The organism is Arthrobacter sp. PM3 (genome assembly GCF_003352915.1).
Lineage (GTDB): Bacteria > Actinomycetota > Actinomycetes > Actinomycetales > Micrococcaceae > Arthrobacter.
The window spans coordinates 3,866,860-3,883,056 of record NZ_CP022314.1 but is presented as its reverse complement, the minus strand read 5'-3'; the positions used below and the strand labels follow the sequence as shown (position 1 = coordinate 3,883,056).

The 16,197-nt window shown below is 66.9% G+C and carries 13 protein-coding genes; 8 read left to right on the top strand and 5 right to left on the bottom strand.

The window, feature by feature from the left end; genetic code table 11:
• Window positions 1-4: 4 nt before the first annotated feature.
• The 4 genes from CFN17_RS17695 to CFN17_RS17680 all read right to left on the bottom strand — a co-directional run bounded on the left by CFN17_RS17695 (window position 5) and on the right by CFN17_RS17680 (window position 4,814).
• Window positions 5-1,675, bottom strand: a complete 1,671-nt coding sequence (locus CFN17_RS17695) for an alkaline phosphatase D family protein (protein WP_208749013.1) — start codon at window positions 1,673-1,675, stop codon at window positions 5-7.
• A gap of 279 nt (window positions 1,676-1,954) precedes the next feature.
• The gene (locus CFN17_RS17690) at window positions 1,955-2,740 is read right to left on the bottom strand and encodes a spermidine synthase (protein WP_208749012.1); all 786 of its coding nucleotides are present in this window, start codon (window positions 2,738-2,740) and stop codon (window positions 1,955-1,957) included.
• A gap of 2 nt (window positions 2,741-2,742) precedes the next feature.
• Window positions 2,743-3,966 (bottom strand): aminotransferase class I/II-fold pyridoxal phosphate-dependent enzyme, encoded by a 1,224-nt coding sequence (locus CFN17_RS17685; protein WP_208749011.1) that lies wholly within the window; start codon window positions 3,964-3,966, stop codon window positions 2,743-2,745.
• A complete protein-coding gene (locus CFN17_RS17680; protein WP_208749010.1) occupies window positions 3,963-4,814 on the bottom strand; it encodes an SDR family NAD(P)-dependent oxidoreductase in 852 nt (283 codons plus the stop codon). Before CFN17_RS17680 ends, CFN17_RS17685 begins: the two co-directional genes overlap by 4 nt.
• A 147-nt stretch (window positions 4,815-4,961) precedes the next feature.
• Between CFN17_RS17680 and coaD the strand changes: the two genes are divergently transcribed.
• The 8 genes from coaD to CFN17_RS17640 all read left to right on the top strand — a co-directional run bounded on the left by coaD (window position 4,962) and on the right by CFN17_RS17640 (window position 11,225).
• On the top strand, window positions 4,962-5,462 hold the full coding sequence (gene coaD, locus CFN17_RS17675; RefSeq protein ID WP_208749009.1) for a pantetheine-phosphate adenylyltransferase: 501 nt from the start codon (window positions 4,962-4,964) through the stop codon (window positions 5,460-5,462).
• Window positions 5,463-5,606: 144 nt separating this feature from the next.
• The gene (locus CFN17_RS17670; protein WP_208751567.1) at window positions 5,607-6,131 is read left to right on the top strand and encodes a DUF177 domain-containing protein; all 525 of its coding nucleotides are present in this window, start codon (window positions 5,607-5,609) and stop codon (window positions 6,129-6,131) included.
• Window positions 6,132-6,167: 36 nt separating this feature from the next.
• On the top strand, window positions 6,168-6,371 hold the full coding sequence (gene rpmF / locus CFN17_RS17665) for a 50S ribosomal protein L32 (RefSeq protein WP_208749008.1): 204 nt from the start codon (window positions 6,168-6,170) through the stop codon (window positions 6,369-6,371).
• Between the two features lie 21 nt (window positions 6,372-6,392).
• Window positions 6,393-7,097, top strand: a complete 705-nt coding sequence (gene rnc, locus CFN17_RS17660) for a ribonuclease III (protein ID WP_208749007.1) — start codon at window positions 6,393-6,395, stop codon at window positions 7,095-7,097.
• Between the two features lie 9 nt (window positions 7,098-7,106).
• The gene (gene mutM / locus CFN17_RS17655; RefSeq protein WP_208749006.1) at window positions 7,107-8,054 is read left to right on the top strand and encodes a bifunctional DNA-formamidopyrimidine glycosylase/DNA-(apurinic or apyrimidinic site) lyase; all 948 of its coding nucleotides are present in this window, start codon (window positions 7,107-7,109) and stop codon (window positions 8,052-8,054) included.
• Between the two features lie 144 nt (window positions 8,055-8,198).
• A complete protein-coding gene (locus CFN17_RS17650) occupies window positions 8,199-8,903 on the top strand; it encodes a hypothetical protein (protein WP_208749005.1) in 705 nt (234 codons plus the stop codon).
• 4 nt (window positions 8,904-8,907) lie between these two features.
• Complete coding sequence (locus tag CFN17_RS17645) at window positions 8,908-10,200, top strand: MFS transporter (RefSeq protein WP_208749004.1); 1,293 nt, start codon at window positions 8,908-8,910, stop codon at window positions 10,198-10,200.
• The gene (locus CFN17_RS17640; protein ID WP_208749003.1) at window positions 10,197-11,225 is read left to right on the top strand and encodes a hypothetical protein; all 1,029 of its coding nucleotides are present in this window, start codon (window positions 10,197-10,199) and stop codon (window positions 11,223-11,225) included. Before CFN17_RS17645 ends, CFN17_RS17640 begins: the two co-directional genes overlap by 4 nt.
• Before the next feature lie 58 nt (window positions 11,226-11,283).
• On the opposite strand, the gene CFN17_RS17635 is transcribed toward CFN17_RS17640, so the two are convergent.
• Entirely contained in the window at window positions 11,284-16,032 is a 4,749-nt protein-coding gene (locus CFN17_RS17635) for a DUF4082 domain-containing protein (protein ID WP_208749002.1), read from the bottom strand.
• Window positions 16,033-16,197 lie beyond the last annotated feature (165 nt).

The window sequence follows — 16,197 nt, the reverse complement described above, 5'->3', positions numbered from 1 at the left end:
GGGACTACGGAGCGACCGTGCTCCGCGGACCAACCGTGATGTCGGCGACCCGCTCCAGCCGGGGGTGCAGGTGGTCGCCGCCGTCCACGACGCCAGTCTGCCACCACAGTTTCAGCCCCTCCGGCGCCGCTTCCAGGAACGCCAGGTTGTTGTCGAACCAGGGGCCCTTGATCCCGGTCCAGCGAAAGGGCGGGTCCGGCACCTTGGCCGAGCGCGCCACCAGGACGCCGACGGGCGCTGCCAGGCCATAGGACATGACCGCCGCGAAGGACCGCATCAGCCGGGGAAGCGGGTTGCGGATGGGGGAGGAGACAGCCTGCACGATCCTGCTGCCGGAGGAGCGCTCCACTTCCGAGACGAAGGAGTAGTGGACGTCCCCGGAGAGAAATGTGACGGTGTCCGGGGCGGGGCCGCGCCGGCCGTCGGCGACTTCGGTCACCAGGGCCGCCATGTCCCGGAAGCTGTTCTGAAAGGCGCCCCAGTGTTCAAGGTCGAGCGCCTGGCGCAGCTTTTCGCCGGCCCCGGCGGCAAGCTTCCCCCACGCACCTTCGGAAATGGCCTCATCCCAGGACTCGACGTAGTGCAGGCCCATCGGCAGCAGGAACGGCAGCGACGTCGCGATGAGCACGTGCCGGAATCCGCCCCGCAGGCGGTCGTTGAGCCACGCCATTTCGTCCTGATCCACCAGGGCACGCTTATCCGGCGTCAGCTCCCGGGCTGCGCGGGAGTCCACCACAATCAGCCGCGTGTCCCCGAAATCCCGGCAGTAGCTCCACCGGTACGTTTCCGGTTCCTGGTCTGCCCGGTCCACGAAAGCGTCCAGCGCCGGGCTGACGTCGATTTCGTCGTCGCCGGTGTGCCGGACGATCTGCTGCCAGAGGGCATCATCTGCCCGTTCCGCGGGCGAGAGGTTGCCCAGATGCTGGTACACCCAGTACGCGGCCAGCCCGGCGACAATCCGCCCGTGCCACCACGAGGTGGCTTCCATCTTCTTCTTCCAGCTCAGCGAGGTGTTCCAGTCGTCGCGGATGTCGTGGTCATCGAAAATCATGGCGCTGGGCAGGGTGGACAGCAGCCACCTGTTCGCGGGGTCGGACCAGGCCAGGTAGTACAGGTGGGCGTATTCCTCATAGTCCTTGAGTTCCTCGCCGGGCGGTTCCGCGGGGTCCCGGCGGGCGCGGATGAACTCCTGCATCTGCTCGCTGGTCATGTCGGCGTACACCTGGTCTCCGATGAAGGCCACCAGGTCCGGCCAGGGCAGCTCACCGCCGGAGGCCATCGCCAGCGCGAACGCTCGGAGCGAATCGACCCCGTGGGTGCGGTTGCCGGACTCATCATGCGGCACGCTGGTCCGGCAGGAACCGTAGGCCAGCCGCAGCGGCTTGCCGGTCTTCAACGTCGCGATCGCCGGCGGCGGGAACCCGGACGAAGGATCGGGCCAGGCCCGCGAGCCGTCAACGTCGAGGGTGTACGGCGTCACCGTCCCGGGTTCCAGCCCGTCCAGTTCCACCAGCGCATAGTGGTGGCCGTGAACGGCGAACGTACGGGCCGCCCAGTCCCTGCCGCCGGCGTGGACGGTGACGCGGGCCGGCGAGCGGGTCTCCACCCAGACACTCGCCGAGGTCTCATCCACGTACCGCATCATGGGCCCGAGCACCAGGGGAGAAGTCGTCATGACTCAGTTGTACCGGCTCGGGACGGGCGCGGCCATGGCTGGGAAACCATATACCTCGCAGGCGCAACCCGTCCGGCCGCTGGTGCCGGGCACAACGACAGCCGGCGCCAGCTCGTCCAGGTTGGCGGTCCTTCCCGCCACTCCCGCTCGCGATTTCGCGGGAACGCGCCCAAAGCGCCGGAAGCTCCCGGCGAAATCGGCAGGTTCCGGCGAACCCGGCGGCAGCGGCATGACGACGCCGGCCCACCCAACCGGAATCGGGCCGCAGGGGCCGGGGCGCTAACCGGAGAGCATGTCCAGTTCGACGCCGGCGAGCACCTTCGCCGGGTGCGGTCCGCGCGCCGTGAGCGCCGCCGTCCACACCGCCGGCCACGGGCCTTGCGTCCCGGCCAGGATGATGTTGCCCGGGTATCGGCCGGTGAACATGCCCGCCTCGGCGAACGCCGCGACGTCGGCCATGGCCCGGCGCATCGCCGCGACCTGGCTGCGGACCAGGGTCAGCCCCGGCTCGTCGCCGACGTTGACGATCAGCACACCGCGCGGGGTCAGCCGCGCCGCGGCCTCCTGGTAGAACTCGGTGCACGCGATGTGGGCCGGGGCCTCGGGCCCGGAGAAGATGTCCAGGATCACGACGTCGAAGCGCAGTTCCGCAGGAAGCTCGGTGAGGGCGTCCCGGGCGTCGCCGATGACGGTATGCAGCTGCGTTCCCTCCGGCAGGGGCAGCTGTTGCAGCACGAAGTCCAGCAGTTCCCGTTCGAGTTCCACGGCGTACTGGATCGAGCCGGGCCGGGTGGCCTGGATGTAGCGGGCCAGGGTCAGGGCGCCGGCACCGAGGTGCAGCGCCGTGACCGGTTCTCCCCAGGGGGCGGCGAGGTCCACGATGTGCCCGATCCGGCGCAGGTATTCGTAGAAGATGTCATCGGGTTCGGCCAGGTTCACGTGCGACTGCTCCGCACCGCCAATGCTCAGCACGAAGCCGCCCTCGGTGAAGGGGTCCGGTTCGATCGAGGCGTGCTGCCCCGTGGTCCGGAGGAACCTGGCGGCGCCGGGATGCTGCTCCGTCACGGTCACAGCCTGCCGCGCAGGGTGGCAAGGCGCTCGGCGGCTTCCTCGAGCACGTGCAGCTGCTTGCAGAAGGCGAACCGGAGCAGGCTGCGGGTGCGCTCGGCGCCGTCGGCGTGGCAGAACACCGGCACCGGGATGGCGGCCACGCCGACGAGGGCCGGGAGCCGGCGGGCCAGCTCCACGGAATCGGTGATCCCCAGCGGCGAGGTGTCCACGTTCACGAAGTACGTCCCCTGCGGCGTCAGGACCTCGAGTCCGGCCTCGCGGAGCCCCGCGCTGAGGATGTCGCGCTTGTACCGGAGGGTCTCGGCAATGCCGGTGTAGAACTCGTCCGGCAGGCCCAGGCCCACGGCGATCGCGGCCTGGAACGGAGTGCCGGAACTGTAGCTCAGGAACTGCTTCACGGTCCGTGCCGCCGCCACGAGGTGCTCCGGCCCGGACAGCCAGCCGATCTTCCAGCCGGTGAAGGAGAAGGTCTTGCCGGCGGAGGAAATGGTCAGCGTGCGCCCGGCCGCGCCAGGGAGGGTGGCGACCGGGATGTGCCGGACGCCGAAGGTGAGGTGTTCGTAAACTTCGTCGGTGATGATGACGGCGTCGTGCTTGACGGCGAGGTCGACGACGCGCTGCAGCACCTCGCGGGGGAACACGGCGCCGGTGGGGTTGTGCGGGTTGTTGACCAGCACCACCTTGGTGCGCGGGCTGAAGGCGGCTTCCAGCGCGGCGGGGTCCGGCATGAAATCCGGGGCCAGGAGCGGGGCCGTGACGTGGGTGGCGCCGGAGAGTCCGATGATCGCGCCGTAGGAGTCATAGAAGGGCTCGAACGTGAGCACCTCATCGCCGGGGCTGACCAGGGCCAGCAGCGCGGCGGCGATGGCCTCGGTGGCGCCGGTGGTGACGATGATCTCCGTCTGGGGATCCGGTGCCAGCCCGTAAAAGCGCTCCTGGTGGGTGGCGATGGCCTCGCGCAGCGGCAGGATGCCCTTGCCGGGCGCGTACTGGTTGGCGCCGGCGGCGATCGCGGCCTGGGCGGCCTCCTTGATCTCCACCGGTCCGTCCTCGTCCGGGAAACCCTGGCCCAGGTTGATGGCGCCCGTGCTGAGCGCCAGGGTGGTCATCTCCTCGAAGATCGTCACACCCAGGGAGCCGTCGGGGGAGAGCAGGTTGGCGCCCGTCGCGGCACGCTGCCACGGGAGCCGGCCGGCGCTGCCGGCGGGGATGCCGGTCACAGCGAGCCCGCCTTGCTGGCGTGGCCGGACGTGGCGGCGGGCCGGCCGGTGAACTTGTCCATCGTGGAGTAGATCCCGAAGACCTTGCCGCCCACGAAGTCCCAGGCCCGCACCGGCAGGACGCCCCTGAGGACCTTGCCAAGCTTCGCCATGCCGGGGGCGATCAGCTGCGGCTGCCCGGCGAGGGTGGCCCGCCAGGCGCGGTCCACCGCGTCCTCCGGTGTCATGAGCGGCGTCAGCAGGGGTCCGCGGGCGCCTTCGAACATGCCGGTGGAAATGTAGCTGGGGCAGAACGTGGTGACCGAGAGGTGGCCGTAGCCCTGTTGCTCCAGTTCCAGCCGGAGCGAGTCGCTCCAGCCGATCACGGCCCACTTGGAGGCGGCGTAGACGCTCATTCGCGGGTTCGACACCGTGCCCGCGGCCGAGGCGACGTTGAGGATCCGGCGCGGCCGGCCGGCGTCGGCCATCATGTCCGGCAGGAACTCGAGGGTGACATACATGGGGGCCAGGGCGTTGATGTCCATGGTCAGGGCGATGTCGCGCTCCGGGACGTGGTCCCAGAAGTAGGCGCCGCGGACAATTCCGGCGTTGTTCACCAGCAGTGCGAGCGGACCCTCGGCCCGGGCTTCCCGGGCGGCGTCGGCGATCGCGGCGCGGTCCGCCAGATCCACCGTCCGGGTAACGGCGCGGGTGCCCAGGGCGGTGACCTCGGCGGCGGCGCTGGCCAGGGCGTCCGCGTCGACGTCCCAGAGGATCACGGCCGCGGCGCCCTCCCGGGCGGCGCGGAGGGCGTACAGCCGGCCCATGCCCCCGGCGGCGCCGGTGACCAGGGCCACGCCGCCGTCCATGGCGAAAGGCTGCGTGCCGGAAGGCTGTGTTCTGGAAGGCTGCGTATTTGAAAGCAGGGTCCTGGAAGGCAGGGCGAAGCGTTTCTTCGATGCTGACATTCCGCCATGCTATCCCGGCCCACGGCGCCGATGCGGTAGGTTCGGAGCATGAGACGTGCTGTATGCCCTGGCTCCTTTGACCCCATCCACAATGGCCATCTGGAAGTCATTGCGCGCGCTGCGGGACTCTTTGACGAGGTGATCGTGGCGGTGTCCACCAACTACGCCAAGAAGTACCGCTTCAGCCTGGACGAGCGGATCGACATGGCCCGCGAGACCTTCGCGTCGCTGAGCGGGATTGTGGTGGAACCCGTGGGGGAGGGTCTCCTGGCCGAGTACTGCCGGCAGCGCGGTGCGTCGGCGATTGTCAAGGGCCTGCGCTCCTCGTCCGACTTCGACTATGAGTTGCCGATGGCCACGATGAACCGCCAGCTGACCGGCGTGGAAACAGTGTTCCTGCCGGCCGAGGGCCACTACCTGCACCTGTCCTCCACCCTCATTAAAGAGGTCTTCAGCCTGGGCGGGGACGTCTCCGAGTTTGTCCCCCGGTCCGTGCTGAAACGGCTGGCCCCGGGCGAGCCGGTCCAGAACCGGGCCCGAAAAGTGTAAGCTTGACCGGTACTCAGCGGCCTGCTTCCGGCTGCCTGTCCTGGCCTTGCGCCCGGTTTGAGTCCGTCCGGAAGTTCAGGCTAAGATGGTACGTCGGTCATATGTTCAACAGGAGTTCTCATTAAACGAGATGCTAGTTCGCCCCTGGCGTTCGACGTCAAGGACCTCGGACGCAGTCCGGGAAGCATGCGGACGCTGAAAGAACATGTACCCGCGCCAAGTGATCTTGGCGTGGCGCTCATTGGCGTGGAGGAAGGCTCGGATATCGAGCTGGACCTGCGGCTCGAGGCCGTACACGAAGGAATTCTGGTATCAGGCTCCGTGTTCGTCGAAGTAACCGGCGAATGCGGCCGATGCCTGGATCCCCTTGCGTATGACCAAGAGGTCAATGTGCAAGAACTTTTCTTCTACGAGGACGCTGAGTTCCCGGACGGAGAAGACGAAGAAGAGCAACGTCGAGTCGAGCACGATCTAATCGATCTTGAGCCGGTGTTGCGGGACGCAGTAGTCACCACGCTGCCGTTCCAGCCGGTGTGCCGGGAAGACTGCCAGGGCCTTTGCTCCGAATGCGGAGTACGCCTGGAAGACGAGCCGGGGCATCACCACGAGGTCACCGATCCTCGCTGGGCCGCCCTGGCTGACTTGGCTAAGCCTGACCGGCAAAACTGATTTGTAAGTGTTGGACTAGAGAGAAATGAGTTAGCCGTGGCTGTTCCCAAGCGGAAGATGTCTCGCTCGAATACCCGCGCCCGCCGCTCCCAGTGGAAGGCAACCGCCCCCAACCTGGTGAAGACCGTCGAAAACGGCCAGGTTGTCTACAGCCTGCCGCACCAGGCAAAGGTCGTTACCGACTCGGCTGGCACCGCGCTGTTCCTTGAGTACAAGGGCCGCAAGGTCGCAGACGTCTAATCCGCCAACAGGCTGAAAAAGATGTCTTCAACTGAAGAGCTTCTGAAGCGTCTCGGTGTCAATATTGACGCCGGGACGCTTCGTCTTGCGCTCACACACCGTTCCTACGCCTACGAAAACGGCGGCATTCCCACCAACGAACGGCTCGAGTTCCTGGGCGACTCCATCCTGGGGTTCTCCGTGACAGATGCGCTGTACCGTGACAATCCCACGCTGCCCGAAGGCGACCTGGCCAAGCGCCGCTCCGCCGTCGTCAGCACCCGTGCCCTGGCAGGCATCGGCCGCAGCATCGGCCTGGGGGACTACATCTACCTCGGACAAGGCGAGAAGCTCACCGAGGGCAAGAACAAGGCCTCCATCCTTGCCGACACCATGGAGGCGCTGATCGGCGCCACCTACCTCTCCAACGACATCGAGACGGCCCGGCAGCTGGTGATGCGCCTTATCGGGCCGCTGCTGAAGGACGCCGCAGCCCTGGGCGCGGGAACCGACTGGAAAACCAGCATCCAGGAACTGGCCGCCAGCCGGCAGCTCGGGACCATCAACTACGCGGTCGACGGCTCCGGACCGGACCACGCCCGGACGTTCGAGGCCGTGCTGCGGATCGGCGGCACCGACTACGGCACCGGCAGCGGCAACTCCAAGAAGGAAGCCGAGCAGGAAGCCGCCGCCGACGCCTGGCGCCGCCTGACCGCCCCGGCCTCCGACACCCAGGCCGGCAGCTAGGCAGCGGCTTTGCCTGAACTGCCCGAGGTCGAGGTGGTCCGGCGCGGCCTGGTGAGCTGGGTGCGCGGCCGGACCATCACCGCCGTCGACGTGCTGGATCCGCGGTCCCTGCGCCGCCACGTCCTGGGGCCGGAGGACTTCGCCGGCAACCTCGAGGGCGCCCGGGTGCTGGACGTGGTCCGCCGCGGCAAATTCCTGTGGATGCCGCTGGCGGACACACCCGGCCGTCCCGGGCCTCCCGCCGTCGCGCTCATGGCGCACCTGGGCATGTCGGGGCAGCTGCTCATGCAGGACCCCGGCGTTCCGGATGAAAAGCACCTCAAGGTCAGGCTGCGCCTCAGCCCCGCGGAGGGCATGCCGGAACAGCTCCGGTTCGTGGACCAGCGCATTTTCGGCGGCCTGTTCCTCACCGCGCTGATCCCCACCGACGACGGCGGTCCCGGCGGCCTGGCCGAGACGCCGCTGCCGCTCATCGCGGAGGAGGCCTCGCACATCGCGCGGGATCCGCTGGATCCGCACTTCTCCTTCGACACCTTCTACCGGCGCCTCCGGGCGCGGAAGACCGGCCTCAAGCGGGCGCTGCTGGACCAGAGCCTGGTCTCCGGGATCGGCAACATCTACGCGGACGAGGCCCTCTGGAAGGCGCGGCTGCACTACGCCCGGCCCACGGACACCCTGCGCCGTGCCGAGGCGCTGCGGGTGCTCGACGCCGCACGCGAGGTCATGACCGATGCCCTGGCCGCGGGCGGGACGAGCTTCGATTCGCTCTACGTCAACGTCAACGGAGCCTCCGGGTACTTCGACCGCTCCCTGAATGCCTACGGCCGCGAGGGCCAGGAGTGCAAACGCTGTGCCGCCGCCGGCCTGGTAAGCATCATGCGGCGCGAACAGTTCATGAACCGCTCGTCCTATACCTGCCCTGTCTGCCAGCCCAAGCCGCGGAACGGGCGCTGGTAGCGAACCCCGCGAAACAAGTAGCAATACTCTTCCGAACCGTTCATCCCACTGACAGACTGTGCCGATGGGAGGAATTGGAGTACGTAGCAGGGGCGTATTGCATGCTTTGGCCAAGGCCGGAAGCAACAGGGCCGGGAGTCCACGGTGAAAGCCAAGCGGCTGGTCATCGCCGGGGTCGCCATAGCGGCCATTCTCGCGGGTACCGCGGTGGCGCTGGACCAGATGACTGCAGGAGAGACGTCGGCCTCGCGGGTCGCGGCACCGGCCGGCAGCAGCCCGCCGACCGTCAGTTCCAGCCCGGGCCCGGGCAAAACTGACCCGGCGGCCACCGCGGGACCGAACCAGGGGGCGGCGCCGCCGACCCCCGGTTCGACCACTGGTTCGACCACTGGTTCGGCCCCGGCCCCCGTGGGCCGTGAGGTCCTTCCACCCGTGAGTGCGACGCCTTCCGGGCTTCCGGTGCCGTCGCCGCCTGCTGCCCTCGTCAGTCTTCCCCTGCCGGCAACGGCATCAGCCCAGGGCAAGATCGTGAACGGGTTCCCCACCAAAGTCATCTCCTTTCCGGACGGAACGGTGATTGTCTCGACGGGAGTCTCCGCAGCAGACGGATCACTGCAGGTGACCGCCGACGCCGTCGTCGGCAAGAGTCAGGACGCGGTCGTGGGGCACTTCCAGCAAATCCTGGCGCCCCTGAAATTCTGGTCTGAACCTGTGCCGGCCGCGCAAGGTCAGCGGGCCGTGCGGTTCAGCCGGGGTCGGGACTCAATGACTCTCACGACATCGACCACGGGCACGGGAGGCACGCGGTTTATGTTGTTGGGAAATTTGCATGTGGCGGCAGGCGGGTAGCGGCATGTATATCTCCATTTCAGACCGCAACGGCGGCAAGAAGGACCTGCAAGCGCCGGACTCGAGCCCGAACGGGATATTGAAGAAGCCTTTCCGGCTGTCCCCGGTCATTCTCTGGTTGGGCGTGGTCAGCATGTTCACTGACGTATCGTCCGAATCCGTGTCCGCAATCCTGCCCTTGTACATCACGGGGTTCCTCGGCCTGTCCACCATTGCGTTCGGAATCCTTGATGGAATCAACCAGGGTGCCAGCGCCCTTGTCCGGATCGCTGCCGGCTTGGCGTCCGACCGCATCGGACGCCCCAAAGGGGTCGCCGTCGCAGGTTACGGCCTGTCCATGGTGGCCAGGATCGGGCTCCTGTTCGCCACCGGGTTCTGGGCCCTGACGGCCGTCGTGACGGCCGACCGGATTGGCAAGGGCATCCGGACGGCCCCGCGCGATGCTTTGATTGCAGTGTCAGCCCAGCCGGAATACCTGGCGCGTCACTTCGGGGTGCACCGCATGCTGGACAACATCGGTGCGGCGAGCGGTCCGCTGCTGGCCTTCTTCATTCTCATGCTGATCCCGGACGGCTACGGTACCGTCTTTGTGGTCTCCCTGGCCTTTGCGGTGCTTGGTGTCGCAGTGTTGGCTCTTTTGGTGCCGAACCTGAGAACCCGCCGTGCGGGCAAGCCGGCGCCGGCGGACAACATCAGGCCGGTGTGGGGTTTCCGCTGGCGCCTGCTGCGTGAACCGGGACTTGGCCGGCTCTTGGCCGCGGCCGGGATCCTGGGTCTGCTGACCGTGGGGGACGGCTTCATCTACTTGGTGCTGCAGAACAGAGACTCATTCGCTGTGCAGTGGTTTCCGCTGTTGTATGTGGGCACCAACGTGGTGTTCCTCCTCCTCGCCATTCCGTTGGGCCGTCTGGCGGACCGCTGGGGAAAGGCGCGGGTCTTCATCGCCGGGCACGTCGCCCTCCTTGCGTGCTACCTGCTGGCGGCGGCACCGGTCGGGGGATTCGGACCGACGGCGGCCTGCCTGGTCCTGCTGGGGGTCTTCTACGCCGCGACGGACGGGGTGCTGGCGGCATTGGCGAGCCAGCTGACCCCGCCGGACAAACTTGCCACGGGACTCGGTGCCGCCCAGACAGTGGTGGCGCTTAGCCGGATGGCCGCCTCGGTGGGCTTTGGTGTCCTCTGGTTCGCGCTTGGCCCCGCCGTGGCGATGGTGGTGGTTGGCAGTTGCCTGGCCGGAGGCATCGTGGCGTCCTGGTTGATCCTGCGTTCCGGCCTGCGGCAGAGGCTGGCAGCTTGACCCGCGGTGCGAGCAAGGCCCGCTGGGGGATTCTGCTGGTGGTTACGGTGCTGGTCGTGGGCGCCGCCGGAGCCTACGCGGCGACTGCGTTCGAACGCTTTCAGGAGAGCAAGACGGCGGCATCGACCGCACGTGTGGCGTCCGGCGTCGCCGCGTTGAAGGGCGGCACTGTCCTGTTCCGCAACACGGCGCCAGGCCAGGGCTACGGGATGATAGGCACTGTTTCGCTGGCCGATCCTGCCGGGGAACGGTCCCTGGCGCCGGTAGCCTGCGACAGGGTTTACGGCACCACTCAGGACGTCGTATGCCTGAAGACGAACCGCGGCCTGGTGACCGGCTTTGAGGCAGACCTCCTGAACCCGGAGTGGCAGCAGACCAGGAGTTGGGCAGTGCCAGGTATTCCCAACCGTACCCGGATGAGCAGGGACGGCTCCCTCGTAGCCACAACGGTGTTTGTTACCGGACACTCGTACGGTACTACGGGCTTCGTGACCGCGACGTCCATCATGGAGGCTCACGGCGGTGGGGGAACCGGGAACCTTGAGGACTTCGCGCTGATGGTTAACGGCACCCGCATCACCGCCGTGGACCGCAACATCTGGGGCGTGACTTTCGCGCCGGACCAAAGCGACACCTTCTACGCGACCGCGGCATCATCGGGCCGCATCTGGCTGGTGAAGGGAAGTATTGCGGCGCGCACTCTCACAGCAATCCACGACGGCGTTGAGTGCCCGTCGCTCTCTCCCGATGGCACGCGCATTGCGTACAAGAAGAACACCGGTAGCGCGTTGGCTGCGCACTGGCGTGTGGCCGTCCTGGACCTGGCCACAGGGCAGGAAACCGTGCTGTCCGAGCCGCGCAGCGTGGATGACCAGATCGAATGGCTTGACGACCGGACACTGCTGTACGGACTCGCCCGCGACGGTGCTGCCGGCGACAGCGATGTCTGGCAGATCAACGCGGATCCGGCGTCGAGTGCCTCCCTGTACATCGAACACGCCTGGTCTCCTTCCGTGGTGCGCTGAGCCCGAGGCCGCAGGAGCCCCGAAGCCCTGAAGCTCCGGGGCTCCTGCGGCGGTTGGCCTAAGGCGCGGGTGCAAAGACGATATCGACGAAGTAGTTGGTGGCGTTCCAGGAGTTCACCGGAACTGCACCGCCGGCCCCGTACGAGAACAGCCCGTTGTTGGGTCCCGACGCCGTCAAAGCGCCGTTGATCCAGGGCTCTGCGAAGAACGCGCTTGTGGAGGCATAGTTGCCGCTGGGTGCCACGTAGGACACCACGTACCTCTGGCCCGGCGTGAGCGCGACGGGAGCGGAGAACGAGGCCGTCTGCCAGCCGCTGGCCGTCTCGTTCGCGAACGTCACCTGGGCGAGTTTGTCGCCGGCGTCGTTCCACAGCGTGCCCACATGTGTTCCGGTGTTCGTTGCCCCCTTGTAGAACCTGACGCCCGTGGCGCTGCCGGCCGTGGACACCGAGAAGGCGGTTCCCAACTCGATGGACGATGTGTCCCCGGTGACTGCGGAGACGGCCGGCAGGAGCGACCCGAACAGGGTTTGTTGCGGGCCGGACGGATTAGAGGTGGTGAACTGCCACGTGAGCGGGGCCAGGGTGGCCCCTTGCGTGGAGACCACGTTGCTCACGCTGGCTGTCAGCACCGTGGCTGCCGGCAGTGGCTGAGCCGGGGAATAGGTGATGGTCCGTCCGTCGGCCGACAGGGCCGAGGTGCCGGCAACGGCGGCACCATTGGCAGAGAGCCCGAACGTGAAGCCTGCCGCGATGGCCGCGGAGAAGGTAATCGACGGTTTCGCTGCCAGGGGGAAGTCCGTGGAGCCTGCGGCCGGTACCTGGGATGTAACGGTTAGCGGCGGAACCGTCTTGACGAAGTCCACGTCCACGAGGTAGCTCGCGCTCGAAGAGTTCGACGGAAAATCGCCGTTGTAGGTGTAGGCGCCGGCTGATGCGTGGAGCGGCCCGCTGGTGATACCGGAACTCAAGCCGCCCGGCGTCGCCGAGTAGACTCCGTTGGGCGTGCGGTAAGCAGCCACGTACTCCGTGTTGGCTGCAATGTCCACGGGCTGGCTGAACGTGGCAGTCTGCCATCCGGCTGTCGACTCTCCGGCGAATGTGACGGTGGCCAGCTGTTGGCCGCCCGTGGTGTACAGGGCCCCGGTGTGCGTTCCCACGTTGCCCGCCGACTTGTAGTAGCGGATGCCGGTGATCTGGCCCGATGAGTCGCTGGCGAAGCGTACGCCGAGGGTCAGCGGCACTCCGTCATTGAATTCCATCACGCTGGGGGTCACGGTGTCCTGGTACAGAGTGCACGGGCAGACTCCGTCCGTCCGTGCCGGGGGGACGGTCGTAAAGGTCCAGGTACCCCCGTCACCGAGCGTCTGTCCGGTGGTCGACGTCGCGGTCAGGGTGGCGGTGAAAGCAGCCCCCGCCGCCAAGGGTGAAGTGGGGGTGAAGGTCACCTTGCCGGTGGACGAGTCGTAAGTGGTGGTCCCGGCGACACTGGCGGAGTTCGGGCCCGTCAAAGTAAGGTGCACGCTGGACGCGGCAGCCGGTTTGGACAGCGTCGCGGCGATGGTCGTGGCCAGGGGAATGCTGGACGCACCGGGCAGCGGCGACTGGGCACCGGCCACGAACGGCGGGTCCGGATACTGGACAACGACGTCGACGAGGTAGCTGGCATTGGAGCGCGCACTTGGGAAGTCGTTGGTGTAGGAGTACGCCCCGGCGTCGGAGGCGGTTCTGAGGTTTCCGACGCTCAGCCCGGGACCAAAGCCGTTCAGTGTCGCCGAGTACGAGCCGGTGGTGCTCTTGTAGGCAATGATGTACTCGGTGTTGGCCGTTATGGCGACGGGCTGGTTGAAGTTGGCCGTCTGCCAGCCGGAGGTGCTTTCATTGGCGAATGTGACGGTGGCGAGTTGCTGTCCGGCCGCCGTGAACAGCGTGCCGCTGTGAGTGCCGGTGTTGCCCGCGGACTTGTAGAAGCGGACGCCGGTGACATTTCCGGCCGCGGTGCTGGAGAAGCGGACGCCGAGGGTCAGCGGTACCCCGTCCCGGACCTCCTGGATTCCCGGCAGGACGGAGTCATCGTAGAGGCTGCAGGGGCAGGTCCCCGGTGTCGGCGGTGAGACGACAGTGGTGAAGGACCATGTGCTGCTGCCGGTCAGTGTGCCGCCGCTCGTCGCTGTGGCGCTCAAAGTGGCGGTGTAGGTCGTGCCAAGGTCGAGGCTTGCCGAGGGCGTGAAGGTGATCTTGCGGGTGGTCGAGTCGTAGTTTGTGGTGCCTGCAACCGGTGACCCGTTGGCTGTCAGCGTGAGCTTTGCCGTGGACGCCGTAACCGGCTTGGAGAAGACCGCTCCCACGGTGGTGCTTTGCGGGACGCTCGAAGAGCCGTCCAGTGGCCACTGACCCGACGCGGTGAGGGGCGTGTTGTCCACGGTGTCGAACATTGCGTCCACGAAGTAGTTACCGTTCCCGAAACTGTTTACAGGGAAGGACCCCGGGCTGCCGTAGACGCCGGCCGGCTGGCTGCCGAACCCGCCCGCAACGGTCAGCGGCGGATCCTGGAACCCGAAGCTGGCCCACTGGTAATCCTTGCTGGCATAGTGGCCGCTCGGTGCCGTGTAGGAAACGGTGTACTTCTGGCCGGCGGTGACCGCTACAGCCTGGCTGAAGAGAACTTTCTGCCAGCCGGACGCCGTCTCTGATGCGAACGTGGCCGTCGCGAGCCGTTGGCCTGTGGCGGACCACAGCGACGCGGTGTGCGTGCCGGTGTTGGCGGTGCTCTTGTAGAAGCGCGCCCCGGAGATGAAGCCGTCGACGCTGGGGGTGACGATCATGCCGAGTTCGTAGGCGCCGCCGTCCTGGGAATCGGGCACCGCTGGAATCTGCTGGCCGAAGACCGTGTAGGGCCCGGTGAGTTGAAGGTTACGGGTGGCGGGCGTGCCGATGTTGGCGCTGTCATCCACGGCGCGCACCTTGATGGTGGCGGTTGCGAGGCCTTTCTGGATGTAGGTGTAGGACCAGCTTTGCGTTCCCTGGGCAGGATGCCACGTGCTGCCGCCGTCGGTGGAGACTTCGACTCCGGCCACGATGCCGCCGGTGTCACTGGCCGTTCCGGACACGGTGACGCTGGTCCCGTGCGGAACCGTGGCCCCCTCTACCGGTGCGGATATCGTCACGGCCGGGGCCGTCTTGTCACTGCTGGGCGATGCCGCTGCCAGAGCGGTATCGCGGGTGGCGGGCTGGGCGCCCATGTCTGCAAGGAGGTTGATCTGGGCCTGCTGCATCCGCGGATCCGCGGGGGCGCCGTCGCCGTCATGGACTTCGTCCAGGCCCCACGTCCACTGGACTGTGCCGGCGGAGAAGACGAGTGCGCCGCTGGCTGCCCGGTACATGGTCATGTGGTGCGTGGTGGTGCCGGGCCGAACTGTGGTGCCAAAGTCCTGAAGATACTGATCGACAGGGCCCGTGGTGGTCGAGAGCCGGATCAGCCCCGCCGGCCGGAACCCGTTGTCCAGGTCTTCGTCGGATTCGTACCCTACTGTGTGGGGTGCCAGCTGCGCCGAGCCTCCGCTCGGAAGCGTCGCCAGGGACGTGTTGCGCCAGAGCCGGGATTTGCCTTCGGCCGCGCTGACGGTGATGGGCAGGTCGGTGTAATTCGACATGTACATAGTCCCCGTCAGACCATTTTCGGGGAGGCCTCCGCCGTTGGACTGGGCAGCGAACCGCGGATCCCGCCAGGTACCGGTCCACTGCGTGCTGGGATCGATCTTGGCGTTGGCCCAGGTTTCCTTGTAGGTCGTGATGGTCCGCGCTGCTGCGCCGTCCACCGGCGAGGGCTCCAGCCGGGTGCGCCAGTAGACTTCATTGCCGGAGAGGAACTGCAGGTTCACGCCGGCATCCCGGGCCGCCTCCACGTTGGCGCGCTGCGGTCCGGACCAGTATTCGTCGTGGCCTACGGAGAGGAAGACCTTGTGGTTGAGTAGGGCGGCCCCGTTCCGGTCGGTGTCCACCCCGCTGATGTAGCTGACGTCGTAGCCGTTCTTCTCCAGGAAACGGACGAGGGGGTATTCGTTGCTGAAATAGAAGTCCCGTCCGCCGATGCCGCCACGCGTGTTCACCGGACGGTTGTAGCTGACCTTGTAGGCCCGGCCGTTCTGTGCGCCCTGGTAGAAATCCGAGCCGCCGTAGTCGTTGTAGGCCTGCCATGAGGTGTCGGAAGTCTGGAAGACGACGTCGGAATGGCTCGCGTCGGAGCGGACCACAAAGGTGATATGGCTTTGGTTGCCGTTGTCGGGCCTCGTCAGCAAGGCAAAGTACACGCCCGAGACGGCCGTGGCGGGCACCTGCCAGGTTGCGGACACCGCCCACGTTCCGCAGTCATAGAGTTCGGTGGTGAGGTCGGACAGGCATTGAGGCTGCTGCTGGCGAAATGCGGACGGGGTGACATCGGCAATCTTGCGGGCACCGAGTCCCTGATACCAGCCGGTCCGGTAGATGGCGATCGTGTAGTTGGATGCGGTGGTGTCCACCTTGAATTTGATGGGCTGTCCCGCATTGACGCTGATGTCGGTCGCGAACCCCTGGATATCCGAATCGCCGGCGCCAGTAATGTCCCATTCCGATGGCGGGCTTCCGGGTTTCGAATTTTCACATGCCACAGCGTTCAGGAGCGGGGAGCAAGGATCCGCGGCGTTGGCCATCGGCAGCAAGATTGCCGGTGCCCCGGCGGGCAAGAGCGCTGCAACCAGAGCGAGAGCGAGGGGGATGACGATCCGCTGAAGAGTTTTCAGCGTGCGGCCGGCTGAGGATACAGACATGTGAACTCCTGAGTGAGTGCGCTGCGACGGTATCGGGCGGTACATCGTGTACCGCCCTGTGCTGCCACCCCCGGGCAGCCAACCATTTTTCAGTTGTCCCTACACCGAGTTGCGAGCCAAGCGCCCCCCTGCGCCAGTGGTAGAACGCGGAGCGAACTGCGTCCT